Origin of the sequence: Pseudomonas fluorescens (assembly GCF_018614775.1) — a bacterium.
GTDB lineage: Bacteria > Pseudomonadota > Gammaproteobacteria > Pseudomonadales > Pseudomonadaceae > Aquipseudomonas > Aquipseudomonas fluorescens_BY.
Genome location: NZ_JAGGOF010000035.1, coordinates 13,229 through 35,952, shown reverse-complemented (window position 1 = coordinate 35,952; position 22,724 = coordinate 13,229). Strand labels below are relative to the sequence as shown.

Annotated in this window: 36 protein-coding genes, 4 tRNA genes and 1 pseudogene; 14 read left to right on the top strand and 27 right to left on the bottom strand. The window is 55.4% G+C overall.

All coding sequences use genetic code 11. The annotated features are described in order from the left end of the window. Positions 1 to 54: 54 nt before the first annotated feature. The 15 genes from J7E36_RS10180 to J7E36_RS10110 all read right to left on the bottom strand — a co-directional run bounded on the left by J7E36_RS10180 (position 55) and on the right by J7E36_RS10110 (position 7,491). Complete coding sequence (locus J7E36_RS10180) at positions 55 to 441, bottom strand: hypothetical protein (RefSeq protein WP_215002420.1); 387 nt, start codon at positions 439 to 441, stop codon at positions 55 to 57. Beyond that, positions 438 to 857 carry a structural protein gene (locus tag J7E36_RS10175; protein ID WP_215002418.1) on the bottom strand — a complete coding sequence of 140 codons (420 nt, stop codon included), beginning with the start codon at positions 855 to 857 and terminating at the stop codon, positions 438 to 440. Before J7E36_RS10175 ends, J7E36_RS10180 begins: the two co-directional genes overlap by 4 nt. Further along, positions 854 to 1,174 carry a phage holin, lambda family gene (locus tag J7E36_RS10170; protein WP_215002417.1) on the bottom strand — a complete coding sequence of 107 codons (321 nt, stop codon included), beginning with the start codon at positions 1,172 to 1,174 and terminating at the stop codon, positions 854 to 856. The genes J7E36_RS10175 and J7E36_RS10170 overlap by 4 nt, the downstream gene beginning before the upstream one ends. 201 nt (positions 1,175 to 1,375) lie before the next feature. Beyond that, positions 1,376 to 1,765, bottom strand: a complete 390-nt coding sequence (locus J7E36_RS10165; RefSeq protein WP_215002415.1) for an antiterminator Q family protein — start codon at positions 1,763 to 1,765, stop codon at positions 1,376 to 1,378. Further along, complete coding sequence (locus tag J7E36_RS10160; RefSeq protein ID WP_215002413.1) at positions 1,762 to 2,049, bottom strand: hypothetical protein; 288 nt, start codon at positions 2,047 to 2,049, stop codon at positions 1,762 to 1,764. The genes J7E36_RS10165 and J7E36_RS10160 overlap by 4 nt, the downstream gene beginning before the upstream one ends. Then, positions 2,042 to 3,418 carry a replicative DNA helicase gene (locus J7E36_RS10155; protein WP_215002411.1) on the bottom strand — a complete coding sequence of 459 codons (1,377 nt, stop codon included), beginning with the start codon at positions 3,416 to 3,418 and terminating at the stop codon, positions 2,042 to 2,044. Before J7E36_RS10155 ends, J7E36_RS10160 begins: the two co-directional genes overlap by 8 nt. Then, on the bottom strand, positions 3,415 to 4,218 hold the full coding sequence (locus tag J7E36_RS10150) for an ATP-binding protein (RefSeq protein WP_215002409.1): 804 nt from the start codon (positions 4,216 to 4,218) through the stop codon (positions 3,415 to 3,417). Before J7E36_RS10150 ends, J7E36_RS10155 begins: the two co-directional genes overlap by 4 nt. Beyond that, a complete protein-coding gene (locus J7E36_RS10145) occupies positions 4,202 to 4,951 on the bottom strand; it encodes a helix-turn-helix domain-containing protein (protein WP_215002407.1) in 750 nt (249 codons plus the stop codon). The genes J7E36_RS10150 and J7E36_RS10145 overlap by 17 nt, the downstream gene beginning before the upstream one ends. Further along, on the bottom strand, positions 4,948 to 5,370 hold the full coding sequence (locus tag J7E36_RS10140; protein WP_215002405.1) for a GIY-YIG nuclease family protein: 423 nt from the start codon (positions 5,368 to 5,370) through the stop codon (positions 4,948 to 4,950). The genes J7E36_RS10145 and J7E36_RS10140 overlap by 4 nt, the downstream gene beginning before the upstream one ends. A gap of 1 nt (position 5,371) precedes the next feature. Then, positions 5,372 to 5,596, bottom strand: a complete 225-nt coding sequence (locus J7E36_RS10135) for a hypothetical protein (RefSeq protein ID WP_215002403.1) — start codon at positions 5,594 to 5,596, stop codon at positions 5,372 to 5,374. Further along, positions 5,593 to 5,928, bottom strand: coding sequence for a hypothetical protein (locus J7E36_RS10130; protein ID WP_215002401.1), 336 nt, complete (start codon positions 5,926 to 5,928; stop codon positions 5,593 to 5,595). The genes J7E36_RS10135 and J7E36_RS10130 overlap by 4 nt, the downstream gene beginning before the upstream one ends. Then, the gene (locus J7E36_RS10125) at positions 5,921 to 6,265 is read right to left on the bottom strand and encodes a hypothetical protein (RefSeq protein ID WP_215002399.1); all 345 of its coding nucleotides are present in this window, start codon (positions 6,263 to 6,265) and stop codon (positions 5,921 to 5,923) included. The genes J7E36_RS10130 and J7E36_RS10125 overlap by 8 nt, the downstream gene beginning before the upstream one ends. After that, positions 6,262 to 6,645: a hypothetical protein gene (locus J7E36_RS10120; RefSeq protein ID WP_215002397.1), complete on the bottom strand. Its 384-nt coding sequence runs from the start codon at positions 6,643 to 6,645 to the stop codon at positions 6,262 to 6,264. The genes J7E36_RS10125 and J7E36_RS10120 overlap by 4 nt, the downstream gene beginning before the upstream one ends. A gap of 112 nt (positions 6,646 to 6,757) precedes the next feature. After that, positions 6,758 to 7,180, bottom strand: a complete 423-nt coding sequence (locus J7E36_RS10115) for a phage regulatory CII family protein (protein ID WP_215002395.1) — start codon at positions 7,178 to 7,180, stop codon at positions 6,758 to 6,760. A 77-nt stretch (positions 7,181 to 7,257) separates the two neighbouring features. Then, a complete protein-coding gene (locus J7E36_RS10110; RefSeq protein WP_215002394.1) occupies positions 7,258 to 7,491 on the bottom strand; it encodes a transcriptional regulator in 234 nt (77 codons plus the stop codon). A 99-nt stretch (positions 7,492 to 7,590) separates the two neighbouring features. Here J7E36_RS10110 and J7E36_RS10105 point away from each other — a divergent pair, with 99 nt between their 5' ends. Then, entirely contained in the window at positions 7,591 to 8,016 is a 426-nt protein-coding gene (locus J7E36_RS10105; protein WP_215002392.1) for a hypothetical protein, read from the top strand. A 44-nt stretch (positions 8,017 to 8,060) separates the two neighbouring features. Here J7E36_RS10105 and J7E36_RS10100 read toward each other — a convergent pair. From J7E36_RS10100 to J7E36_RS10090, 3 genes and pseudogenes are all read right to left on the bottom strand, one after another. Continuing rightward, positions 8,061 to 8,771, bottom strand: a pseudogene (locus tag J7E36_RS10100) (phage antirepressor KilAC domain-containing protein). Positions 8,772 to 8,851: 80 nt separating this feature from the next. After that, positions 8,852 to 9,163 carry a DUF3077 domain-containing protein gene (locus tag J7E36_RS10095; RefSeq protein WP_215002390.1) on the bottom strand — a complete coding sequence of 104 codons (312 nt, stop codon included), beginning with the start codon at positions 9,161 to 9,163 and terminating at the stop codon, positions 8,852 to 8,854. A 74-nt stretch (positions 9,164 to 9,237) separates the two neighbouring features. After that, a complete protein-coding gene (locus tag J7E36_RS10090; RefSeq protein ID WP_215002387.1) occupies positions 9,238 to 9,411 on the bottom strand; it encodes a hypothetical protein in 174 nt (57 codons plus the stop codon). Positions 9,412 to 9,531: 120 nt separating this feature from the next. Here J7E36_RS10090 and J7E36_RS10085 point away from each other — a divergent pair, with 120 nt between their 5' ends. Then, complete coding sequence (locus J7E36_RS10085; protein WP_215002385.1) at positions 9,532 to 10,011, top strand: Arc family DNA-binding protein; 480 nt, start codon at positions 9,532 to 9,534, stop codon at positions 10,009 to 10,011. A 12-nt stretch (positions 10,012 to 10,023) separates the two neighbouring features. Here the strand turns inward: J7E36_RS10085 and J7E36_RS10080 are convergent, their stop codons facing one another. The 3 genes from J7E36_RS10080 to J7E36_RS10070 all read right to left on the bottom strand — a co-directional run bounded on the left by J7E36_RS10080 (position 10,024) and on the right by J7E36_RS10070 (position 11,515). Continuing rightward, positions 10,024 to 10,293, bottom strand: a complete 270-nt coding sequence (locus tag J7E36_RS10080; protein ID WP_231286373.1) for an AlpA family phage regulatory protein — start codon at positions 10,291 to 10,293, stop codon at positions 10,024 to 10,026. Between the two features lie 102 nt (positions 10,294 to 10,395). Then, positions 10,396 to 11,238, bottom strand: coding sequence for a hypothetical protein (locus J7E36_RS10075; RefSeq protein ID WP_215002383.1), 843 nt, complete (start codon positions 11,236 to 11,238; stop codon positions 10,396 to 10,398). Further along, complete coding sequence (locus tag J7E36_RS10070; protein ID WP_215002381.1) at positions 11,222 to 11,515, bottom strand: hypothetical protein; 294 nt, start codon at positions 11,513 to 11,515, stop codon at positions 11,222 to 11,224. Before J7E36_RS10070 ends, J7E36_RS10075 begins: the two co-directional genes overlap by 17 nt. A 246-nt stretch (positions 11,516 to 11,761) precedes the next feature. Here J7E36_RS10070 and J7E36_RS10065 point away from each other — a divergent pair, with 246 nt between their 5' ends. The 6 genes from J7E36_RS10065 to J7E36_RS10040 all read left to right on the top strand — a co-directional run bounded on the left by J7E36_RS10065 (position 11,762) and on the right by J7E36_RS10040 (position 16,171). Further along, positions 11,762 to 12,109 carry a hypothetical protein gene (locus J7E36_RS10065; RefSeq protein ID WP_215002379.1) on the top strand — a complete coding sequence of 116 codons (348 nt, stop codon included), beginning with the start codon at positions 11,762 to 11,764 and terminating at the stop codon, positions 12,107 to 12,109. A gap of 65 nt (positions 12,110 to 12,174) precedes the next feature. Next, a complete protein-coding gene (locus J7E36_RS10060; protein WP_215002377.1) occupies positions 12,175 to 12,648 on the top strand; it encodes a hypothetical protein in 474 nt (157 codons plus the stop codon). 104 nt (positions 12,649 to 12,752) lie between these two features. Beyond that, a complete protein-coding gene (locus J7E36_RS10055) occupies positions 12,753 to 12,941 on the top strand; it encodes a hypothetical protein (protein ID WP_215002375.1) in 189 nt (62 codons plus the stop codon). Between the two features lie 1,308 nt (positions 12,942 to 14,249). Continuing rightward, positions 14,250 to 15,476, top strand: a complete 1,227-nt coding sequence (locus tag J7E36_RS10050; RefSeq protein ID WP_215002368.1) for a hypothetical protein — start codon at positions 14,250 to 14,252, stop codon at positions 15,474 to 15,476. Positions 15,477 to 15,606: 130 nt separating this feature from the next. Further along, the gene (locus tag J7E36_RS10045) at positions 15,607 to 15,894 is read left to right on the top strand and encodes a type II toxin-antitoxin system Phd/YefM family antitoxin (RefSeq protein ID WP_215002366.1); all 288 of its coding nucleotides are present in this window, start codon (positions 15,607 to 15,609) and stop codon (positions 15,892 to 15,894) included. Next, positions 15,884 to 16,171, top strand: a complete 288-nt coding sequence (locus J7E36_RS10040; RefSeq protein WP_215002364.1) for a type II toxin-antitoxin system RelE family toxin — start codon at positions 15,884 to 15,886, stop codon at positions 16,169 to 16,171. Before J7E36_RS10045 ends, J7E36_RS10040 begins: the two co-directional genes overlap by 11 nt. A gap of 47 nt (positions 16,172 to 16,218) precedes the next feature. Here the strand turns inward: J7E36_RS10040 and J7E36_RS10035 are convergent, their stop codons facing one another. Next, positions 16,219 to 17,133: a hypothetical protein gene (locus tag J7E36_RS10035; RefSeq protein ID WP_215002362.1), complete on the bottom strand. Its 915-nt coding sequence runs from the start codon at positions 17,131 to 17,133 to the stop codon at positions 16,219 to 16,221. Beyond that, positions 17,130 to 17,591 carry a DUF6932 family protein gene (locus J7E36_RS25525; RefSeq protein WP_435304167.1) on the bottom strand — a complete coding sequence of 154 codons (462 nt, stop codon included), beginning with the start codon at positions 17,589 to 17,591 and terminating at the stop codon, positions 17,130 to 17,132. Before J7E36_RS25525 ends, J7E36_RS10035 begins: the two co-directional genes overlap by 4 nt. A gap of 406 nt (positions 17,592 to 17,997) precedes the next feature. Here J7E36_RS25525 and J7E36_RS10030 point away from each other — a divergent pair, with 406 nt between their 5' ends. The 5 genes from J7E36_RS10030 (at position 17,998) to J7E36_RS10010 (ending at position 20,384) form a co-directional block, all read left to right on the top strand. Continuing rightward, the gene (locus J7E36_RS10030; RefSeq protein ID WP_215002360.1) at positions 17,998 to 18,240 is read left to right on the top strand and encodes a hypothetical protein; all 243 of its coding nucleotides are present in this window, start codon (positions 17,998 to 18,000) and stop codon (positions 18,238 to 18,240) included. Then, entirely contained in the window at positions 18,237 to 18,416 is a 180-nt protein-coding gene (locus J7E36_RS10025; RefSeq protein WP_215002358.1) for a hypothetical protein, read from the top strand. Before J7E36_RS10030 ends, J7E36_RS10025 begins: the two co-directional genes overlap by 4 nt. Further along, a complete protein-coding gene (locus J7E36_RS10020; protein ID WP_215002356.1) occupies positions 18,413 to 18,613 on the top strand; it encodes a hypothetical protein in 201 nt (66 codons plus the stop codon). Before J7E36_RS10025 ends, J7E36_RS10020 begins: the two co-directional genes overlap by 4 nt. Before the next feature lie 401 nt (positions 18,614 to 19,014). Next, complete coding sequence (locus J7E36_RS10015) at positions 19,015 to 19,248, top strand: hypothetical protein (protein WP_215002355.1); 234 nt, start codon at positions 19,015 to 19,017, stop codon at positions 19,246 to 19,248. Continuing rightward, entirely contained in the window at positions 19,248 to 20,384 is a 1,137-nt protein-coding gene (locus J7E36_RS10010; RefSeq protein WP_215002353.1) for a phage integrase Arm DNA-binding domain-containing protein, read from the top strand. Before J7E36_RS10015 ends, J7E36_RS10010 begins: the two co-directional genes overlap by 1 nt. Positions 20,385 to 20,493: 109 nt before the next feature. Here J7E36_RS10010 and J7E36_RS10005 read toward each other — a convergent pair. Then, positions 20,494 to 20,570: transfer RNA gene (locus J7E36_RS10005), tRNA-Val, on the bottom strand. A gap of 183 nt (positions 20,571 to 20,753) precedes the next feature. Here J7E36_RS10005 and J7E36_RS10000 point away from each other — a divergent pair. Continuing rightward, entirely contained in the window at positions 20,754 to 22,037 is a 1,284-nt protein-coding gene (locus tag J7E36_RS10000; RefSeq protein ID WP_215002351.1) for an NAD(P)/FAD-dependent oxidoreductase, read from the top strand. Between the two features lie 251 nt (positions 22,038 to 22,288). Here the strand turns inward: J7E36_RS10000 and J7E36_RS09995 are convergent. From J7E36_RS09995 to J7E36_RS09985, 3 genes are all read right to left on the bottom strand, one after another. Continuing rightward, positions 22,289 to 22,365 (bottom strand) — tRNA-Asp (locus tag J7E36_RS09995). Positions 22,366 to 22,453: 88 nt separating this feature from the next. Next, positions 22,454 to 22,530: transfer RNA gene (locus tag J7E36_RS09990), tRNA-Asp, on the bottom strand. Positions 22,531 to 22,587: 57 nt separating this feature from the next. Next, positions 22,588 to 22,663, bottom strand: a tRNA-Val gene (locus J7E36_RS09985). Positions 22,664 to 22,724 lie beyond the last annotated feature (61 nt).

Sequence of the window (22,724 nt, the reverse complement as noted above, 5' to 3'; positions counted from 1 at the left end):
CGTAGGTCTTCATCCTCTTCGCTCACTCGTTCACACGGAACCAGTTCGGGCGAGTCAATTCGCACCGCGTTTGTCTTTGTCACTACCTGGGGCTTTGCCGCGCAGGCCGTCAGGCAAAGGCTGATCAGCCCAATCACGAACAGGTTTGCTGTTGCGCTTGAGGTCTTCAAAGTCTTTCCTCGCCTTTTTGGCTTTTTGCTCGCTTGCCTTGATGCGTGCGGCAAGGTCTGCGGTGTACGCAGCGTTGCGCTTTGCTTCGGCTTGCAGGGTGGTGATGGTGGCTTGGCTCTCAGCATTGGCCTGGACGGCTTTTTGCTTCTCCCCTTGCTCGAAGGTGACAGAGGCCTGGAGGGCCATGACTCGGTATTGCTGGATGCCTATGAGAAGCGCGCCGACCAGCGCAATGACTGCGGCCAGGGCCAGGGCGCGGAGGACGTTCACGTCAGCCCCCGGCGAACACCCTCGTCAAGGACGGCTTGCGGGTATTCAAATCCCGCGTTTTCGTGGTGGATGATGGCCTTGACGAAGCCTTTCATGACCCCTTCATTGCAAAGATCCACCTCAACCCCTGACCTGATTCCAATGCTGAGTTCAACGGCACGGACATAGGCGGCAGTGTCGTTCTCTGCGCTGGGAGCCCAACGACTGATGATGTCCTTTACCGTCTTCAGCCCATACTTGTTCTGGTAGGTCAGCAGCAGCTTGCACAACGCCCGAATCCCATTCTCTGGCGTGTCGAAGCGAGCGAATCGTTTCTCGATCGCCGGGTTTGGGGGGAGCTGGCCGCGCCATTTGTTGGCGGACACGTAGTCAATGTTGCCCGGGTTGTTGTTCCGGACTCCGCGGGTGATGGTCATAGGGTTTCAACCTTCTTGCCGATGAACTTCATGGCAAACTCACGGATTGCCGTAACCCCGAGAAACCCAATCATCCCGCCGGCGGCAACAGACAGCCCCTCAGGCCAGTCCATCCACTTGATGATGCTGCTGGCCGAAAGACTCAGGCCGCCGCAAATCAGTGATTCAAGGATTACGCGCCAAACCCTCGTCTCCTTTGCGTCGTACAGAACACGAAGAAGCGAAATTGTGGCTGCCATGATTGCTCCCTGCCAAAGCGGGTTGCTCAGGACTCGCGAGACGTCAGCCCAGAAGGTAGGGTCTTTATCTGGAGTCATCTTTGGCGTCTCAGGTGGTCCCTTTCGGGGATGGAATAAGAAGGCCTGCGAGGCCAGGCGTAATTCCGTGGGGAGCGGATTCGCCGAAATTTGGACACAAAAAAGCCCGACTCAATGGCCGGGCTTCCTCTGTGGTGTCGCGCTTGAAAAGCTGAACACCGTGCTATGAAAACAGGTGTTTATCCGGCATGAAAGAGCTTTCTACGCCGCGTCACTCATCCCATGCAAAATACCGTCAATCCAACCTACGCCGGATTTTATTAGCTCCCTTGCTGAACGTTCAGACATTCCGGCTGACTCCCCTACTCTCACCATCGTCCACTTGGCTCCGAAGTAAAGCCAAAGGAAAAGACCTATCTGGCCGTTGCGCTGTGTCAGCTTGGCCACTGCCGAATCCACTGCGAGAGCCTGATCATCGGTGATCACGTAGCTCGTGGAATTGCTCGACATCTGAACGTTGTCCCGCATCAGAGCCAGAAGCGGCGAGATGTAGCGTGGTACACCCATCCCACTCATGCGCCACCAGCCCCACTGTTCCAGCAAGTACTCGGTGTCTCCCAGGGGCTTATCCAGATATGTGCGCTTTTTCATGCGGCTTTCCTCGGGTCCGGATCGCTTAAACCGAACAAGTCACGCAGCAACCGATCAGCTGGTTTGTTCTTCGCGTTGCCCTCGATCAGCCAGCGCTGGCCGAAATCGTGGAAGCCGATCTGGGCGCGGTTGCCGTGCCAACTGCCAACCATGTCCAAGAGATAGGCCAGAGCGAGCGGGCCGCCGACTTTCACCTCTGCCAGCTCCTCACCAGCGATCTTGAGGAAACGCCGCTCCAACTCACTCATGCTCTTGCGCGGCAATGCCGCCGTGATGTTACTCATGATTTGCTCTCCCCTTGAAGCGACTGGCGAAGGGTCGATTTGCTTCGACCTCGTCCTGCGTTGGCTCGCGGCCGGCGAAATTGACGAAGCGGGCAAACTTGCCCTGTTGCTGGACCAGGCATGACCCTACCGGCGCGTGCCTGCACTTGGGCATCAACAGTTCCGTGACACCGTTCTGCCCCTCCTCCGAGTCCATGTCGCGATGGACCAGGATGATGCAGTGGGCGTCGGCCTCGATTTGCCCGGAATCGCGCAGATCCGAAGCTATTGGCTTCTTGCCCGGGCGCTTTGTAGAGTCGCGGTTGAGTTGGGCCAGCAGGATCACCGGCACCTCCAGCTCTTTGGCGATGTTGACGATGCCGGTGGAGATCTTCCCGAGCTCGGCGGTACGGTTGAACGCCTTGCCGTCGGCGCCGATCAGACCGATGTAATCAATCACCACCACGTCCAGACCATGCTTGCGCTTGACCTGGCGGCAGATGCTGCGGATGCGCGGGACTGTCAGACCGGACTTGTCGCTGACGTACAGCGGCTTGTTCATGATCCTGTTGACCGCCGACGTCAGGCGCGGCCAGTCCTCATCCTGTAATTGCCCGTTATCCAGCACCTGCAGATCGACGCTGCCCAGGGATGCCAGCGCGCGGTTGCCAAGCTCTTCCTCGGGCATCTCCAACGAGAACACCATGCCAACGCCAAGGCCTGTACAGGCGATGTGTTGGGCGATTTGCAGGCCGAGCGTTGTCTTGCCGCTGCCAGGCAGGCCGGCGACGATGGTCACAGTTTTTTTACGCAGACCGCGAATCAGCTTGTCCAGGTCTGCCAGGCCTGTAGAAAGCCCTGTGTTCAGGGTTTTGTTGAACTTGGAGTCGATGATGTCGATGTTTCTGGACACCACCTCATCCATGCGCTTGTAGTCGGGTTCGCCGGTATCCAGGTCTCGCAGATCCGCCATGGCCTGCTGGGCGCTAGCGATGATCTCCGCCACAGGCCGGTTCTCGTTGGCTGAGTCACGCACAGCATCGGCAGCGTCCACCAGGCGGCGGAGTACCGCCCGATCGGTCACTGTTCGAGCATAAGCCCGCCAGTTGGCAGTGCTGGGCGTATTCTTCGCCAGCTCACCGGCGTAGGCAATGGTCGCACCGCCACTGGGCAAATAGGGCTTGAAGTCGTGAAGTGTCACGGGGTCAACCGGTGCGCCGGTGGCGTGCAGCTCCAGTATCACCTGGAACAGCGCCGCGTTTTCCGGATCGTGGAAGTCAGCCGTGGTGACGCTGGCGGTGATCGAATCGAACAACTCGCCATCCAGCATCAGAGCGCCGAGCAGCGCGTGTTCGGCCTCGTCACTGTACAGCTCGCGATAGTCGTTCATACGGCAGCCCTCGCCGAAGCCCAACTGAACCCTACGGCCAAGCCTCCACCTTCTCGAAGTCGATCCAGGGCGCGATCTCCGATGTAGCGTCCCAGGTCGGCCGCGGCCAGGTTAGATACCACCACGGTAGGCAGGACGAGCTGGTAGCGCCGATCAATTACCTCGTGAAGCACTCCCAGCTCGTATGCGGTACCGGCCTGGGCTCCCACCTCATCGATAACCAGAAGGTCAAAACTCGCGAGCTCATCTAGAACATCCCGGTCGGTGTATCCAACGCCGCGATCCATTGCCCCTTTGAATACTCGAATGATCTCAGCAGCAGAGGCAATAACGGCCTTGGCGCGGTGTTCCCGAATCACGGCCTGGACTATCGCGCAGGCCAGATGTGTTTTCCCGTTGCCCACGTTTCCGGAGAGGATCAATGAGCGACCGGCCTCATAGTTATCGTGGAACTGATCAACATAGCCCTCGCAAAGCTTCAGGGCTTTCGCCATGGCATCCACACCTCCGGCGGTTCTGTAACTGCCGAAGGTGCAGCTGCTGAACCGCGGCGTGATCCCCGAACCCACGAGCAGCTTGTTCAGCTCCTCGGCCTTCTTCCGGTTGCGTGCCTGGATATGTTCCTCGCTCTCTGCTGAAGCGATGTTCAACGCCTCCCAGTGGCAGTTCTTGCATCCGCGCGCAAGCATGGAGCCATCGAATTGCTCGGTCTCTGAACTACTCACTTGGCCATGTTTCGAGCACTCGATATCGAAGAAGCGGACACGCGGCTGGGGGCAGAAATTAGAAATTCGAGCCATGTGCTACCTCCGGGTATTCGTGCGTGTGGTTAGGCAGGCCGGTATAGGCCGATTGCTTGGGGGACGCAGCGGGTTTCAGTCGGTTAACCAACCATTCGGTTTTGAATCCTTGCCAGCCCGCGGTCATCGCCTCCGCCAATGCCTTGTCGGCATCAATACCAGCCTTCCGGCATTCTTCGAGCTCAGTCAGAACCGTGTTCCATATCGTCGTGTTGAGCGGGCCTCTCTTCTTGCGGAACTGGAAGTAATCACGGGCCGTTTGCTCAGTCAGATCTAGTGGTGCCAGTTCAAGCATTTGGTCGACGGTGAACGATTCGTTCGCCCCTTTACGTTTCCTTGATGGTTCACTTTTAGGTTCTATTACGGTTATGGGTGCAGCATCTGCGGGGGGGTGGTGCAGATGCTGCTTGGGTGGCGGTGCATCTGCTGCGGGGGCGGGTGCAGCATCTGCGGTGCGCACTTCCTGCGGGGGTGCATATGCTGCGGGGGTTATTGTGTAGACGGTCGACCGTCCATTCCGAGAGTTCATTGCGAGCAAATTCACCTCGCAAAGCCACCGAACTGCACCCTGGACCGCGCGAACGGAAAGGCAGGTCCTGGAGGCGATCTTGGTTATAGATGGCCAGCACACGCCATCGTCATTCGCGTTATCAGAAAGGGAGATCAGCACAGCCTTCTGCGCAGGACTCATGCCCTGAAGCGGCCAGCAGGCGCTCATGATGATGGTGCTCATTCCCGCCCCCTTCTCAACCGCTCCAGGTAGCCAGGGCTGTGCAGTGGTTGCTCAAACCAAAGCGGCTGAGAGCCGCCAACCTTGCCGGGGTTGCGCGCCTCAATGGCCATGTCGCTATCCCACGTTGAGTGTGGCTCACCGTCGCCATCGAGCGCCTTCAGCAACTCAATCATCTTTACAGAGAAAAAAGCTCGACCTGGCGAAAAGCGCTGGTCTTCGAATAGATCCATTACGCCTTCGAGATAGGCCTCGGGCTCCTCAACTTCAGCGTAATAGGCGACGATAAAGTCATCAGGGGCACCTGGCGACAGGGACATTTCCTCAGCAACCCGAGTGGGTGAGCCGCGAGTGCACCCAAGCATGTAAACGCCAGGCATGACCGGGCAAAAAAGGATGAAAACAAAACCGTAATTTTTCATGTCAGATATCCAGTTCGCGGCATACACGGTTGATGAAGTCAGAGTAGTTCTCAGCCATGACGAACCCCTGATTTTCCAGCGCTTCGCGGTACGCCTTGGCGCTGCCATACAGCACCCAGCGCTCTCGCTCTGGGAGGGTTCTGAAGGACGCGTAGCTGGGCCATGGGCCGGCGATCACCGACACCGGACCTTTCTCTGCGGTTTGCGTTTGGAGACGAATGTTCATTGCACGGTCTCCCCTACCGGAAATTGATCAACCTCAGGGCACAGAACCAGCGCCTCCAACTGCCGTTGCAGCACAGCCTGTCGGAGGATGTCAGCGTCCATGCCGGTAAGACGGCGCACCAACACGCGGAGGGCTATGCAGGCTTGGGATGCTTCGAACTTGGCGTCTTGCATGCAGTCCTGGGCACCCTCCTCACTCCACAGGACCTCTTGCACCAAGTCCATGCCGATCCAGGCTTTGTAGGCCAGTTGGTCATTGGTGAACCTCTCCATGTAGGACTCATCGATGACGGTGGCCAACGGCACCTCATGAGATGGATGATCCTTATTCATTGCGTCCACCTTTCCCCGGCTCGCCCAGCTTGCCCACTACACCGTGCGACGCGCCTAAGTGGCGATGTTTCCAACAAAAGTTACCGCTGAAGGTGCGGATCTGCTCGATGTGGCGCGCTATGTCACAGGCCAGCTCATTGTCGTAGCCGCCCATGGCCGGAATCACGAAGGTCAGCAGGATTTTCTCCAGCTTCTGGTGCTCCTCCCGGGCAAAGTTCATCGAGCACATGTCCCGCGCATCAATCACGGCGTCGTTCAAGAGCTCAGGTTCAACTGCGAGAAATTCAGATATCTGATGTGAGGCGGCGATAACGGTGACATCTGCGGAAAGACTCATTGGTCGTCCTCCTGTTCCGACGGCTCAAACTGCTCTGTGCCGTTTCGCATGGCTCGTAGCCCCAGCACAGCTGCTTTGGCTATCTGCTGAACGAATCCAATTTCCAAGCAGGTGGTGCGCCCTCCCATTCCTACGATCGCGAACTGGATCGCCTCGTACGCTTCGGTCTCGTTGAACGCGGCCAGCGAACTCACTTCCTGGTCAACGAAAGCCATTCCCTTCTCCCAATCCGAAGCGACACCTGGATTGTTCCTAGGCCAGTTGATGAGGCGTCCCTCCGAGTCACGCGCAGTAAAGCTAAGATCGTCGCGAGTACGCACAAGCGGAAAATTAATCGTTGCCAATACGCGAGCTTGTTCATTGCGAATTGCATGTGCCATGATTAGTACCTCTACGAGATGTGTTGTCCTGGTTGCACAGGACGATTAGATGAGCCCGGTTCCCGCCGGGTTTGTTGCTTTCTGCACCAGGCAAAATTTATTGGCCTGCCGTTCAAGCTGCCTTCACCGACTCCTCCAACACCAGCAAGCTCTGCCGCACATGGCCGATCTCTTTCTGAATATTTGCCTTCTCAAAAGGTGAAACCCGGCCATCGGAAAGCGCGTCGTGAACCAGGCGGGAAACGTCCCCGTATTCGGCTGCGAGGTGTATCAGCGCTTCGATGAGGTTCTTGCTCGCCGGCCGTGCCTGCGGCACCAGGGCGTAACCCAACGCGCTTGCCAGGAGCTCAAGGGGTTCAGGGTTTTTGCTGTGCACCAGGATTTGCAGGAACTGTTCGAAGTTCAGCCGATGGGAGTCATCGTTCGGGTTGACTCGATTGAGTAGCGCGGTGTGACTCATCCCCATCAGGTGAGCCAACTGTTTCGGTCCCGCCTCTAGAACCGCCTCGTGAATTGCGCGATGTACCTGTTCCATTTCGGGAAACCTCTTCGTGGTTGTCGTGGCGGAACGTCCTGCCCAAGGCGAAAATGTGCGCCCTCGGTAAGGCTCGCTTATGCGGTCTTGAGTTGGGAGTTGCGCAGGTACGCCCAATCGATATCGGGTCGGAGGTCTTCGCAGACCACCGCCCTCTTCGTTTCGCGCTCGAGCTTGATAGCAAGGGCGGGGTTGGCACGACGAAAGCCGAGAGCAACCTGCCTGAGTTGGCCCACGCTGGTGTCGCAACGCTTAGCCAGGGAGTCCAGCGAAACGGCGTCCAGGGAGCGCATGAGTTCTATTAGCGTCATGGTGTTCCTCCTAAGAGGCTTCACATTACATATTGCTAAATTAAATAGCAATAGCATTTTATAATTTACTGTTTGCTAACGCAGGGACACTATTCGCGGATGGATATGAAAACTCTCCGGGTCGAAGCGCTGCGGCGCGTAATCGGCCCACTCAGTCAGAAAGACTTCGCCGACCAGCACGATCTGGACGCTTCCTATTTGTCCCAGATTCTCAATGGGCATCGAGGCCTGGGCGAGAAAGCAGCGCTCAACCTCGAGAAGAAGATCGGGCTGGCACCAGGCGTTCTGGTCAACCCCGGCGGGTATGGTTCGAATGTCATTGAGGGTGAGTTCACTCGCCAGGAAAGCGTGCGTGACCAGTCGCCGGCCTATCAGGCTATGCAGCAGAACGCTTCACCAAAGGCGATCGCAGTCATTGAGAAGCTGGCCAGAGCCGCGGCGAAGGGAAGGCTGAAGGAATCGGACCTGATACTGCTTGAGGGCATCGCCGGGCTGCTTGAGAAGGCGAACGCCGAAAAGCCTTGAGCCAGATGCAGAAAGCCCGGCGCTAGGCCGGGCTATCTTCACTGCTACGTCAGCAAATCCTCCTCCCTGCTCTGCCACATGGCCTGAAGCTTGGTCAGCCCCTTGCCAGTGATCAGAGTCGAGCATGTGGGTACCGTGCCGTCTATTGGATGCTCAAAGGTTCCCAGCTTCACATCGAGCAACCCGGCCTCGATCTTCGCTTGGTACGGCTCGTTGGTCCTGGTCACTCACCCCTTCTGCCGCATGAACTGCAACAACCTGGTGCGGCCGGTGCCGATGATCTTCGCGGCCTGGGCGGCGTTATACCTCTTGTGGGATACCGTGACCATGTCGTGGAACGCCACCTTTGGTGCGTCCTGCCCGACCTTCGCTTCCAGAAGATGGTTCTCTTTGGTCAGCTCGGTGTTGTCGGCCTCCAAAGATACGACCTTGCGGACGTTGTCGGTCAGTAGGGCCAGGAGGACCTTGGGATCGTTTAGGCTCGCAATGTCGAAGGCAGGCCTGGCTTGCGCCTCCTCAAGCTCATGAAGCCGACGGATCACCTTGTGGCGAAGTGGGATGCTATAGCCCGTCACCAGAGTTTCGGTCAGCTCTCGATCAAGATTGAAACAGGGCATCGAGCGCCCTGCCCCGTCCAGATAGGTGCCCCCAAAATTGGGGTCAATGATTTTCAGCTCGGAAAGCATGTTCCGGATGTCGCGTATGACATGGTCATGGCGCTTTCCAGTCAAGTCCGCTATCTCGCGGGAAGACATAGTGGTCCGCGACACGTTTTTCGAATCAACAAATTGTGTCGCGGTGCCTGCTGGCTGGCGCGGATCGCTTAATGAGATGTTCATACGAATTTGTCCAGGCCTTCGTGCACGGAGTCAACGACAGCTTTAGCTGACTCCACTGCTTTGTAGAGCAACCAGGCCTGATTCGGAGAGATAACAATTGTTTCCATCCCGGCCTCAACCAGCACCTCCTTCACGCTATGTAGGATGCACGATGCCTCGCTCAAAGCATCCCAGGCCGGAACGTCAGGGCGCACAGAGAACAAATCCTGGCGCTCGATGTTGCAGCTGGCAAATGAGCTCTCTGCAGTTACCGGCGCCCTGCTAGCGCCAGCATTGAGTTTTTCGTTTACTTCGGTATGCTTATTCATGACGATTTCTTCCTCGAAGCTGATCTCGTTTCCCGAAGCCCTGACGAATCTCACCTCGTCGGGGCTTCTTCGTTTCAGGCTATGGCCTGCTTGTTTTGAATTTCCCGCCACTTGAACCCCTCTTCAATCAACTGTTCAAGCTCTGCATTCAGGCTGCGGCGATGTACTACAGCAGCCTCCCTTGCCCGCGCCTTAAGCTGCTCGTCAATTCGCAAGCTGTAGGGGGCCACCTTGTGCGCGTCTTTCATACCTTCCTCCGCATCATTTGTGGACTCATATTAACTCAACCAAAAAAAGAGTCAAGTTGACTCATTGAGTCTTTTTGATTCATTTCGCATACTGCTCTTAATACAAAATTCAGGTCAGTCATGAACGATCGCCACGCCATATCCCCCTATCCCATACGCATGCCGAGCGAGCTTCGTCAGCGGCTGGATGAAAGCGCCAGGCAAGGCTCTCGCTCGTTGCACGCGGAGATTATCTCCCGCCTTGAAGAAAGCTTTGCATCACATCGCGCCGAGTCAATGGGTATGGGTGAACTCGTTGATATCCTCATAGAAACGGGTCGGAAAAAGGGGCTTTCTGTTGAGGTGAGCATCGCCCCAGATGCTGAAAATAGTGACGACGCCCCCCCTCCTCCGATGCGGATGACGACCAGCATCAACAAGGACGCACTGCTTTTAAGTCTTGATGAGACACATCGAACGAAAGATGGGAGCCTGTCCAATGAGAAGATCAGCGAAGCACTGAAACGAGTGTTCTTCGCACTTGGAGAGCTTGATCAAATGGTTGGCTTTACTGCGACTCCAAAGGGCCCCAAGCCTCGGAAGCGCTATCCAAAGGAATGACTCCGCACCCTTCTAGTCATTTTCCGAATACCTTTGCGCCATAGATGCGCATCTCATCGTCATACGCAGCCTCACCCATTCTTGGACCTCAGCCAAAACAAATCCAACAGGTGAGCCGCGAGTATTGGCGTTACTTAGAGGAACAGGCCGTGGGAATGTTGGATCGGCTTTCAAGCGTTTGTAGATCGTCGAGCGTGCTAGGCCGGTGATCTTCTCGACCTCGGGCATACGAATGATGGTATTGGCTATCTGTAAAGCATTTCGATCTATTAATTCGGACATATCTGTTTCCTGCCATTGATTGGGACTGGAAACAGATTAAGGCTCAAGTTACTTGTCAGGAACACCTGACATACTGACATGACACTATGTCAGGTTGTTATGTCAGCCTTTTGGAAGATCGTCAGGCTTGATGGCTGCCGCTAGCTCTGCAAGCTTTCGAGCGTTCTCTCCAGTACGAGCAGCCAAGAATGTCCCGACTGTCTTTTGGATGCCATAAGGTGCAGGTTTCGATCTGTCGTGATCCATCCAATAAGCCAGTGCGGCGTCGCGCATGGCTTCTAGCTGTTTAGTGGCATAAGGAAAAGTCAGGCCCTTTTTACCGCCCTCAGCAGCTAATTTTGCATTGGTCATTCCAAGTCCAGAGCGCGCCAACGCTAATTCCTGTCGGCACTCTTCTAACGCCAACTCGGCCTGTTCTGCTCGTTTTTCCGCCTCAAGCCGAGCCATCACCTCCTCCCTAAGGTCACTATTAAGAAACCCTTGAAGCTCTACTACTCGTTCTAACTCTTTAGTAGCACTCAACAAATCGTCTTGCTCAATGTTTTTGGCTTGACGAAAAGGCCAGTCCAGTGAGTTGACCTTACACCAAGATCTGACATCGTCATGTGAAACCTCCCAAAGGTAGGCTTGTTCACGAGTATCGTCGACCTTACCCACAAGCTCTCCATGCCTTACAGAGTCAATAAACAATGCCATATATCGGTCATATTCAAGGTCATCGGCCCCATCTAGAGGACCGTTATATGCCGGGTCTATCCCACATAAAATCTTGACAACCTCTGCAGCAGAAAACATTCGTCTGCCAACATAAAGCTTATGCCAGCGCGGCGCAGAACCTCCTATTCCGCACCAACTATCAGGCAGGGCAAAACCCAGCTGTTTCAGCTTTGGAATAATATCCTTTTCCTTAATAAAGAGACTACTGTAATCAGAATGGAATATCATCTGGAAACTGTTCCTCCAGCCTATAGTTAATAGTTACATTAAAGTCATTATTTTCACTAGCTTCAACAAGCGCAGCATCAGCCATTTTAAATAAATCCTTAGCAGAGAAGCCTTCCATTTTATATGTGGTAATTCGATGCTCTGCTATAACAGAGGCAATAGCTAGGGCCGCCTCGCCATGGCTGCACTCATTGGACTCCGAAACACCAACTATCAAATCTTTTAACGATATATATCCTGCCTTTTTGCCGGCCAAATAACTTTTTACTATACTCATACCCCCTCCATGTCGGCTAGGGAGTCAGATTTACGAGCTATGGTTAAGCTCGCAACTCCCCCTATGCCAGAGTTAGCTGCCTATCCAACCAGCAATAGCAGCCAGTCTATCTAGCCCGTTAGCAAAATGTAATAGCCTTTCTGCTCATCGTAGGAACACAACCAGAACGGCCAGATCAGCAAGCATTGAGGCCGAAGCCCGGGGTTGGTAGAGTCGGTGCCCTACCACTTGAATCATGGAAAGATGATGACCGCACTGCGCTGGGTAGTACCGCTGATCGTTACTGGAATAAGCCAAATGGCGTGGGGGTATGGAGAGATTGATCAGTTGGCGGGGTCGACCGTCTTGGCTTCTGGCGGGCTCGAGCGAGTCACCTGCCCTCCTCTCGGCGACTATGACTGCATGACCTGGCCTCAGGATTTGTACAAACTCAAGCTACAGAATGTTTGCTTCACCGCCAGGATCATGATGTGTGGTTACTCCTGCGAGGGCTTCATCGCAGAGAAGGCCAGCATTCAAACGCTTTATGTGATTGCCTGTACCGGCCTGGACAGCTCGGCAATCAAGTTCTACAAATGCCCGAGCATGTACTGATATCCCTCAGCCGGAACGGGCGTATCGTTGATGAAAACAGTCACTAGACCTGTCAAGGATGAAAAATGGGCCTGTTCACGAAATGGAAGCTCGCTCGATACCTTCGAATTCAGGAAGTAGAAATCTCCTCTTTTACTGCTCAGCTCAGGCAGATGGATGCCGATGAAATTGGTATGGTCGTGGCGCTGGCGACGGATGCTCGAAACCGTCTGGAAGAGGCAGGGTTCATTTTGAGCGATCCAATTGGTGCCTGCATCCTCAAACCAGAAACACCTGCTGCGCTACACGGCATTATCCGAAGCCTGCAAGCAGAAGGTAAGCCGCAGGACGCCGCAGCGGTAATGGTTTGGCTCCATACGGCGAGAGTGGGTGCCCGGCTCGAATTGAGACCCATGGCGAGAGAGATGTGGAGACAGCTCGAAAGAGGTTTTCCGCATGCCCAGGAGGCGTCCAGATCGTTAATGAGAACGCTCTTCCGATCAATTCGACTTGATGGTTACGACCAGTTCCCGAAAGGCCTTTCCCCAGATCCTCTTTGAATTCAAAGACGTTGCTATTAATCCAATACTCCACCGGCTTCGCGGTTGGCGTGATTCGTAGTCCTGAGCTATGACTTGTTCGAACTCACCATCCGGAGGTCGACGTGAGACTGCAAAGCGACATCGATACGCTCGCGGCAATAGAGGAAGACGCGAGAGCGATGCTGAAATGGTTAGGTTTACCAGACGACGCTCAGAAACTGGCGATGGTCGCTTTCCTTCGCCAGATCATTGATCTGGCGACTTACACCGAGTCGGCGGGGTTGCTTTCTGAGGCGCTAGACTTCAACTGATTCAGCCACAACATTCGCTGCGAGGTTGGCGTGATTCAAGTTTGTGGGCTATTGGTTGATGGCACGCATGGGGCCGGATCAGGGAGCAACGCTATGGCTTGGATTGTTAAAATGACCGTCAGTGACGGTGAGGGGTTTTATGGCTCGCCCCCGGATCACGAGGGGCTTCGGTACGCTTCATGCAAGCCTGGTGGGGCTAAACGGTTCGAAACCAAAGAAAAAGCCAAGCGGTTTTTATTGGTTTCGTCAGATACGAGACCTTCAGAAATACCGCCTTGATGCAGTCGAGGCTTAGCAGCCCATCGTCCTAAGCGCGGAAGCCGATTTGTATTGAAATCTTGGTATCTAAGGATCGTTTCTTCTGCTGAGCAGACATAGGTGATCCCCGCCGGTATAGTTATCCAAGAATAGGCACGATCTCATGAATATTTATCTGTACTTGAACGAGCAGTGGCATGCAGACGCATGGACTTCTGGAGGGCGTATTCCTATCAAGCCTGCTAGCACTTACAAGAGAGCGGAGAGATGTGGAGTATTCACGCCAGACGAAAACCTGATACACCGCTCACCCATTGATCTTATGCCCCTTATTCCTTATGTTTGTTTTGGCGGGGGACATCTTTCGGTGAATATGTCTAATAACGTGTTCGGGGGGGGTTAGAATTCCTGATGTGGTAGATGGCGCTTACTACGAAGACGACGGGCTAATTCTTTCTTTCAGTTATCGACTAACTCGAATAGTGGCAAAAAAGCTGAACAAAAAAGCGTGTGTAAGAATCTTAAGCATAAAAGTTTTAAAGGAATGTATTGATAATCAACTTGGAGAATCTTCAATAGCCGGGTTCTGCGACTATACAGCCGACCACCAGCGTGGCCACTTCCTAAAATCAGTTGAAGATGAATGGCAAGCGGAATACAGATTGTTTTGGTCAATAAAAAAAGAGGTACTGGTAGAGTTACCGCCTGGTATCGCTGAGCTAATGTGTACATGGGATTAACTCTCAGCGCTGGCACATCTGTGTGCGCTTTCGACATAATCAGCATGCGTGTCTCGGCCTCGACACGATCGAGCAGCGCCACCTCCTTAGCTCGCTTGCCCTTCTGCAATTTTTCGGGTTGCTCTTGGCCATGACCGTCTTCGATTCCACTGGCAACAGTGCCAGCTAGTGACTGGGCGCTCCTACCTAGATCGATGTTGACCGCTGCATCTTACTCGTTACGCTGCGCCGTCCTGTACCGGTTGCTAATGGTGATCTGAATACTACGAGTGATACGTTCGCTCTCCCGCCCGCCTGCTGAGACCAGAGCATGTCCGCATCTGAAAAACGATACCCCCGCGACTCATTTACCAAGAAGCTGATCCGGATCTGCCAGAGGCTTGATGAGTGCTTTGCTCGCACCATCACGCACAAAGACATTTATGGCGAGTTCACTGGGGAGATCGAAATCTCATCGATCTGGGTCGTGGGATCTTATGCCCGCGGCGCGATGACTTGCGGCGACCTGGACCTGGTAATCGGCGTGCAAACCAAAGGGGCCTTACCCACAACCAGGGTTTGGGCCAGGGCCTTCTTCGGCGCCCCGTCGCTCGTGCGCTACTACCCAGGCAATCCAATCGAGAACGCATCAGGTGTACCGTTCCCCGAGGCGGTCTTGATCTGGTCCGGCCCGGGTTGCGATTGGAAAGCAGCGATCACCTCAATCAGATCGGATCCCAGCGCCGGTAGAGCGGCGCGCGAAACAGATGTACTCCCCCTCCGGGACGAACAGCTGCGCACCTACAATAATGAGTATCACGAAGCCGTAGATATGCAGCGCGATGGCCTTTGGGAGTGGGAATTCATAGAAATTGGGAAGGAGATGCTCGCCCCGTTGCCGGCCGAGGACGATGCCGAAGATGTAGCGTACTTCAAGCGATGCAAGCCGATGATGGGGCGTAAATCGCAGGAGCTGGTCCCAGCGATTATTAAACTGATGCGAGAGCATGAGCCCGCCGGCTCTTGGTCCTCTCCAAACAGTCACTGGTCGAGCTTCAGATGCGGAGGATCCGAGATTTACCTCGGCCGCCCCGCCCTACCCATCAATTTCTTCGACTATGCGCCTTGGGTACGCCAACTGATCCTGATCCCCCATATCAGCGCCAGAGGGCCAAACGGCGCCTGGGTTATCCGCCGCGGACCAGAGCACCCGCAGCGCAAAGCACTCGAGGGGAAGCAAGCGTATTACCTGACGACATCGGCGCGGCCAAGCAAAATTATCTACAGCGATCGCTCTAAATATTGGTCCCCAGAGGGCATCGAATTGTTTGAAACACGCGAGGAGGCACAAGACCTCGCAGATCAACTTGCCGACGAAGATTTTGAAGAGCAGGAAGCGACAAGGGCCGAGGGATTCGATCTGTTGGCCCTTTTCGGCCTGGTCGACATTGTGGAGATTGGCAGTGAGCAGCTCGCAATGACCCACAAAGGAGCCCTTTATCTGGAGAAGGATGAAGCAGACTTCGAGGAACTGGTTGCCGCCCTGCCGTCATCCTAAAACGAAACAGGCCGACACCAGGCTCACGCTTTCAGTGTACTGACCGGACTGGAGCGTGAAATCCAATCCAGCGCGCTTGCCACCCCAAAATAAAAAGACCAAAATAAAGGACTATATAGGAGTCTTATCTATGCAAAATATTCTGGCCGACGTGGCCGTAAGCGTATCCGAGCTCAAGAAGAATCCCTCCTCCGTCTTGAGCGGCGCCAACGGCATGCCTGTGGCTGTGCTGAACCACAACCGCGTTATGGGTTATATGATCCCAGCAAACGTCTACGAGGCCATGGTTGAGCGCCTGGACGAACTGGAACTGGTCCAACTGGTCAAGGCACGACTCGACGCCAACGAAACACCTGTTCGAGTATCTCTCGACGATCTCATTGGCGAGGCCGAGGCAGATATCGCCAATGGCCGTTGAGTACGACGTCGAGTGGGATCCGAAGGCGCTGAAAGAACTGCGAAAGCTCGATGGCGCCATCCGCCTTCAGTTCTTGCGAAAGCTCCAGGAACGGCAGGCCGGGCCGCGAGTGCCAGGTGATGCACTTCACGGCATGAAGGATTGCTACAAGATCAAATTGCGCAGCGCGGGCTACCGACTTGTGTACCGCGTTGAGGATGGACGGATTGTCATCCTGGTGCTGGCCGTCGGCAAGCGGGAACGAAGCAGCGTCTACGATTCGGCCAAGAATCGGTAAGCAGAAACAAGAAGCCCGGCGCTTGGCCGGGCTTTTGATGGTTGATGTTATTCAACCGAGACGAGGTGGCGTTTGAAAATATCTTTCTTTTCGACCGAGTCCCAGTATTTCGATGTCTCAACGTAAACTACGGCTCGTGAGGCAATTTTTAGCTTTTGAACCTGTTCAGTAAGCTTTAGAGGGAAGCGCACAAGGACCTTACCTTCGACAGTGCGTATAGCTAGCCTGCCGGTGTCAGTGATTCCTGCTACGTTGCCCTGAATGGTTTCCTGATACTTTTCTGGCTCGTTGATAGTGTCCAGAAGTGCCCGGACTCTTGTTATTTCGTCTGGTCGGCCATCCCAAGTCTGCAGCCCAGTGGAGGACCGCCAAGAAAACTGCACGGCAAGACCAGCACTACCTAGACCTTTCATGAATTCACTGAGCTGGTGAGCCGATTTCCCACCAACAGCATCAACTGCGTCGTAAAAGTCTTCCTGATTGGAGTTGAGCAGCCTGAATGTCTGCGTAAGCGTTGCCTGTAACAGGCTATCACCGGTCAAATCAGGGGCGGCATTGCCAGTGATGAAAACATGAGTAGAACCGTGGGCGAGCCCTGCGAGTTTGAAGTTGAGCGCATTTAGCACGTCACTTGCCACTCCACGGACAGCGTCATTGCCGTAGCGAAGGCGGTGAGCGGCAAGCTTCCAGGCTTTGGAAAGCGGCCCGATTGTATTTAGAAAGCTATCGAGCGGGATACTGCCATTGGCTTGAGGACCTATCAGGCGAACGTCAACGAGCTCGCCGAGTTCATCGGACTCGCTAAGCGCAACCTTGCTCACAATGGAGCGCGCAGTGTCTTCTTGGTTCTTTGCTGCCAATTGCAGAAAAAAATCATCCGGGTTGTTTTTTGCTCGAGCTTTAGTCTCTTCCGCAAATTCTTTCAAAGAAGCGGCGTGCTCGCGAAGGAAGCTGCTGCTCATATTGTGACCTCCGCGAATCCCTTCGCCGTTACTCGATCATGACAAGACCCTAGGATACCTCGCCAGTAAGCTTCCCGATGGAAAACCTGATCAGCAGCAGGTGTTTCGAGATACAAGTCTAGGTCATAAATCGCCTCGGCCGTAGCGTGGTCGAGCAACCTCGCTACTTGCTGCTGTGCATCGGTCGATGCTGCTGCCGGGTTACGCCAATTCGGGCTCCATATCACGCAATCGATGTCGCCAGGGTTTGGCTTGGCGGTAAGAAATGACCCGTCGATCCAAATAGTCCCCGTCACGCCTGCAGCTACAAGAGCCTCGCTCCAAACTGAGAGCTTCCGAAATAGATCCGATCTGCGCGCATCATCCGGAAATGGGGCAACGGCAAGGTCGTAAATTTCCTGCAGGGATTTGGCATGCATGCCAGGTGGTAGTAGCGCAGGGAAATCAGGCTTTTGCATTGGCGGTGGATTTCATTCCGTGAACTTTGTGGCGCTACGTAGCAGCTTGAAACGGTTCGCAGGTAGCGAAGCCTGCTTATCTTGCGCACACGCCCCACCAGAAGACGTGGCCTAGGATGCCTATGCTCATCCTCTGCTGGAAGTTGTAGTCCTTGGCCGGGCTCGACGTGGTTGAAGCGAGCTCGGCACTCAACGCACGCTGGCAAATCTACCACCATTATTTCGCCACTACGAGTCAAGCCCTAGAAAATTAGCGAACCGGAAATAATCAAAACAGTTTGCTAATTTATTTAGCTATTGCTAATTTACAGCCACTCCTTCGCCACCTCATTGCGAATCAAGAGCACTCACTATTTTTTGCGAAAGCCATCAACGCGGCGGGCCTTTGTTCGCCCTGGAGAAAGCCATGATTCAAAAACGCTTGTCGGCAACGTGGTTGCTTGAGGTCCTGCTGTTCATGTTCGTCTACGTCGCGCTTACGGTCGCCTGGTTTGGCTTTGCTGCGCCGGAAATGGTCAGCAGCCCATCCACCGGTGCGGTCCTCGTCGGGTTCGCAGGTTCGGCCCTGTGGCTTATCTGCACCACCTGCATCGTCGTCCACATCATCAACAAATGGCACTCAGCCAAGACCACGGAGAAGCAACCATGAAGCAATACCTCGACAGCAATCGACGACAGGAACTGATGCTGGATGCCCTAGCCGATGCACTTGAGCGGGCCTCTCCAGTCCGGGAAAGGAACAACCCCAACACGGATTCTCGCGATCTACCTAACAAGGCCATCCCTGTCGAATCCTTCGTAGAAAAAATGGCGGTGCAACCATGACAGCCACAAAGCCCGGTGGCAGCCGGACTGCTCTTCAGAACGAATTCAACCAGCTCGGCTCCCGCCTAGTTCGATTCGGCCAGGCCATGCAAGAGCCCAGCACCACGGTCAGTGAACTGACGCAGTTGGCCCAGGCCTGCGGCATCAACCTCATGTTGCGCATGGTCGCTGAATCTGAGGGGCGCAGCGATGGCTAAAACCGCTTTGCGCGTCCGCCTAGGTGCCACATCGTTTTACCTGAACACTGAGTCCTCTTCACCAGGTACCGGACATAGGAACCGGTACCGGCTATTCAAGACCGATAACTACGGGCGGGACAAATTAGGGTGGATACAGGTCGGCTCGATGGCGGGCCAGCAACTGATCGCACTTGATGTCGATCGGGCCCGATTTGAGGCATGCGAGAAACTGTTCTCGAGCAAGAAGCCTCATCGCTACGGACAGTACGGCGATATACGCGGTCAGCCAGGCAAATGGGAAGGCGAGGCGTTCCCGCTTCGCGTGATGAATAGGCCGTGACGCGACACAAATCGCGAATACCGAAACGTGTCGCAAGACAAATACGAAGATAGAGCCGAGCACGGCCCGGAGCATCATCATGGCGAAAGTCATTGCCCAAATTACGGTAAAGCTCCCGCGCCTCATGGAGGTGAGCGAGTACAGGAAGTTGAGGTACGCCGGCGGCAAGCCCAGCGTGCAGCAACTGAAAAAATGGATTGAGGAAGGCGAAGTGGTTGGAGAGGTAAAGGGCGGGATGTATTTCGTGGACATCCAGGCGGCGGTGATGGGTTCAAATGACCCTCTCCTGGCTCAGATGATGGAGATTGGCTGATGGCTGCTCGGCCGCGCACGCTCAAAAATAGGAAGCTGCCGCCAAATCTCTACCCCAACGGGAAATATTGGCGGTACCGCAACCCGATCACAGGATTGATGACCAGCATCAACCGCCCTCTTGAGGAGGCAATCAAACTGGCCCGGGCCGCCAATCTCAAACTCGCCGCGCTGGTCGTCGACGACGGTGCCCTGCTCACTCTGCTAACCGGAGATCGCCTGCCGACAGTGAGCAATCTACTTCAGCGCTTCCATGATGAATGGGTCGCGGACAAAGGCTACGCGGTGCGAACCCTGGAAGAGATCAAGTTCAAGCTTGAGCGATATCGGCAGGATCTTGGTGACCGGCTGATTGGGCAGATGGATGTGCTCGCCATGGCTGAATACCTGGACCAGTTCAGCAACAACGCCTACACCAAGCACCGGGGGCTATGGGTGCAGATATTCTCCTTCGCCGTGGCCAAGGGCCTGGCCGAACGTAATAACGCCGAGCTGACCCTTGTGAAAAAGGAAGCGGAGAAGAAGCGCCAGCGGCACACAGTCGAGGGGCTGAAGCTCATCATCGATGCCGTCACCACGCCACCGTGGCTGAAGCGAGCCATCCGCCTGGCCCTGACCAGCCTCCAGCGCCGAGAGGATATCGTGACCTGGCTGAAGTCCGCTGCAGATATGGACAAGAACACGCTGACCGTATCGCCAGGGAAAACCCAGGGCTACGACAACCCGGTGCACCTGAAAATAACCATGGGAGCTGCGCTGCGGGAGGTAGTAGGTGAGTGCCTTCGCTCCCCGATCGCGACGCCGTATCTGATCCACTACAAGCCGAAGGCCAGGCGCAGGGAGCAAATCGACGCCAAAGACCACTGGACGTCGGTGACACCGGATTATCTAACCAAGGAGTTCAGCAAGGCTCGGGATGCAGCCCAAGCCTACGATCATGTCCCGGCCGGTGAGCGCCCCACTTTTCACGAGATCCGCGCTTTGGGTGCCTGGCTTTATGAGCAGCAGAATTTCCCAATGGAATACATCCAGGCCTTGATGGGACACGCGGACGAGAAGATGACCAAGCACTATCAGGAGGGGCATGGAGACAAGACGATTAAATACGTCGAGGTGGGCGCCGAATTGGCGTTCTGAGTTGGGGGTTTTGCAAAAGTTTTGCAAAAGTTTTGCAAATGGCAGGAAGCAAAAAGGGGTTACCGTTTCCGGTAACCCCTCTAGACCGCCCAGCAGAGCGGATTTTGTTTGGTAGGCGCGATTGGACTCGAACCAACGACCCCCACCATGTCAAGGTGGTGCTCTAACCAACTGAGCTACGTGCCTGCTGTGAGGCGGCATTCTACGGAATTCCGAAGGGGTGTCAACACCTTTTTTTCACCTAACCCTATGAATATGCAAAATATTTAATTTCGCCAATGGGACGAAGCATTCGCGGTGGCTGGCGGCCGATTTTTATCTCGGGTAGGATCCGCGCATTCGTAAAAAATATAAAACAGAGGTTGCAGAATGACGAACACATCCTACCCAGCGTCCTATTACGCCGCGTCGGCCAACCCGGCTCCATCGCGCCCTGCCCTGCAGGCGGAGGTCGAGACCGATGTGTGTGTGATCGGTGCGGGCTATACCGGCCTGTCTTCTGCCCTGTTTTTGCTGGAGAACGGGTTCAAGGTTACGGTCCTGGAAGCGGCGAAGGTGGGCTTTGGTGCTTCGGGTCGCAACGGGGGGCAGATCGTCAACAGCTACAGTCGTGACATTGATGTGATCGAGCGCAGTGTTGGCCCTCAGCAGGCGCAGCTGCTGGGCCATATGGCGTTCGAGGGTGGGCGGATCATTCGGGAGCGCGTGGCGAAGTATCAGATTCAATGCGATCTGAAGGACGGTGGCGTGTTCGCCGCGCTGACCGCCAAGCAGATGGGCCATCTGGAGTCGCAGAAGCGCTTATGGGAGCGTTTTGGGCACACTCAGCTGGAGCTGCTGGATCAGCGTCGAATTCGCGAGGTGGTGGCTTGCGAGGAGTATGTGGGCGGCATGCTGGACATGAGCGGCGGGCATATTCATCCGCTCAACCTGGCCTTGGGCGAAGCGGCGGCCGTCGACTCGCTTGGCGGGCTGATCTACGAACAATCGCCGGCGGTGCGCATCGAGCGCGGTGCCAGCCCGGTTGTGCATACGCCACAGGGCAAGGTCAGGGCCAAGTTCATCATCGTGGCCGGCAACGCCTATCTGGGCAACCTGGTGCCGGAGCTGGCGGCCAAATCCATGCCTTGCGGCACGCAGGTTATTGCCACCGAGCCGCTGGGAGACGAGTTGGCTCGCCGCTTGTTGCCGCAGGATTACTGCGTCGAAGACTGTAACTATCTGCTCGATTACTACCGCCTGACCGGCGACAAGCGCCTGATCTTTGGCGGTGGCGTGGTGTACGGAGCGCGGGATCCGGCGAACATCGAAGCGATCATTCGTCCGAAGATGCTCAAGGCGTTCCCGCAGCTCAAGGATGTGAAGATTGATTACGCCTGGACCGGAAACTTCCTGCTGACGCTGTCGCGTCTTCCGCAGGTCGGACGCCTGGGGGATAACATCTATTATTCCCAGGGCTGCAGCGGCCATGGTGTGACGTACACGCACCTCGCGGGCAAGGTCCTGGCCGAGGCGCTGCGCGGCCAGGCGGAGCGCTTCGATGCGTTTGCCGATCTGCCCCACTACCCTTTCCCGGGCGGGCAGTTGTTGCGCACGCCGTTCGCGGCGTTGGGTGCCTGGTATTACGGGTTGCGGGACAGGCTTGGGTTCTGAGGCTCGCGCCTAAGCACTTCGTCGGATACAGGACTGGGCTGCTCGGCAGCCCAGCGGGAGCCAAGCGCCCTCGCCATGGACTCACTTCAGATATCAGAACAGGCCTGAGCCGATCAGGCACGCAGGCAAAAAACCCAAACCGCATAAACAAAAAACCCCGGTCTTTCGACCAGGGTCTTTGCTATCGATGGGAAGAAGCTTTGCGGCTTTCTTCTTGGCTTCAAGGCGTTCAGTGGGCCTCGAAGCAGATATGGCGCAGCGGACGGGACTCGAACCCGCGACCCCCGGCGTGACAGGCCGGTATTCTAACCGACTGAACTACCGCTGCGTATCGCTGTGGACTTGCGTCCATTTAACTCGTCTGACCAGGACCTTCGGTCTTGATCTCGAACCAGGCAAGCCTACTTCGGAAAATATGGCGCAGCGGACGGGACTCGAACCCGCGACCCCCGGCGTGACAGGCCGGTATTCTAACCGACTGAACTACCGCTGCGCGTCGGTGGAAGCTTTGGCAGCTTCCGTCTTGCTTTCGCAAAACTCTCGTAAAACATGGTGGGTGATGACGGGATCGAACCGCCGACATTCTGCTTGTAAGGCAGACGCTCTCCCAGCTGAGCTAATCACCCTTTGCTTCGTTGAGGCCGCGAAATTTACGCAGGTACCGAAGCTAAGTCAATAGCGGGGTTG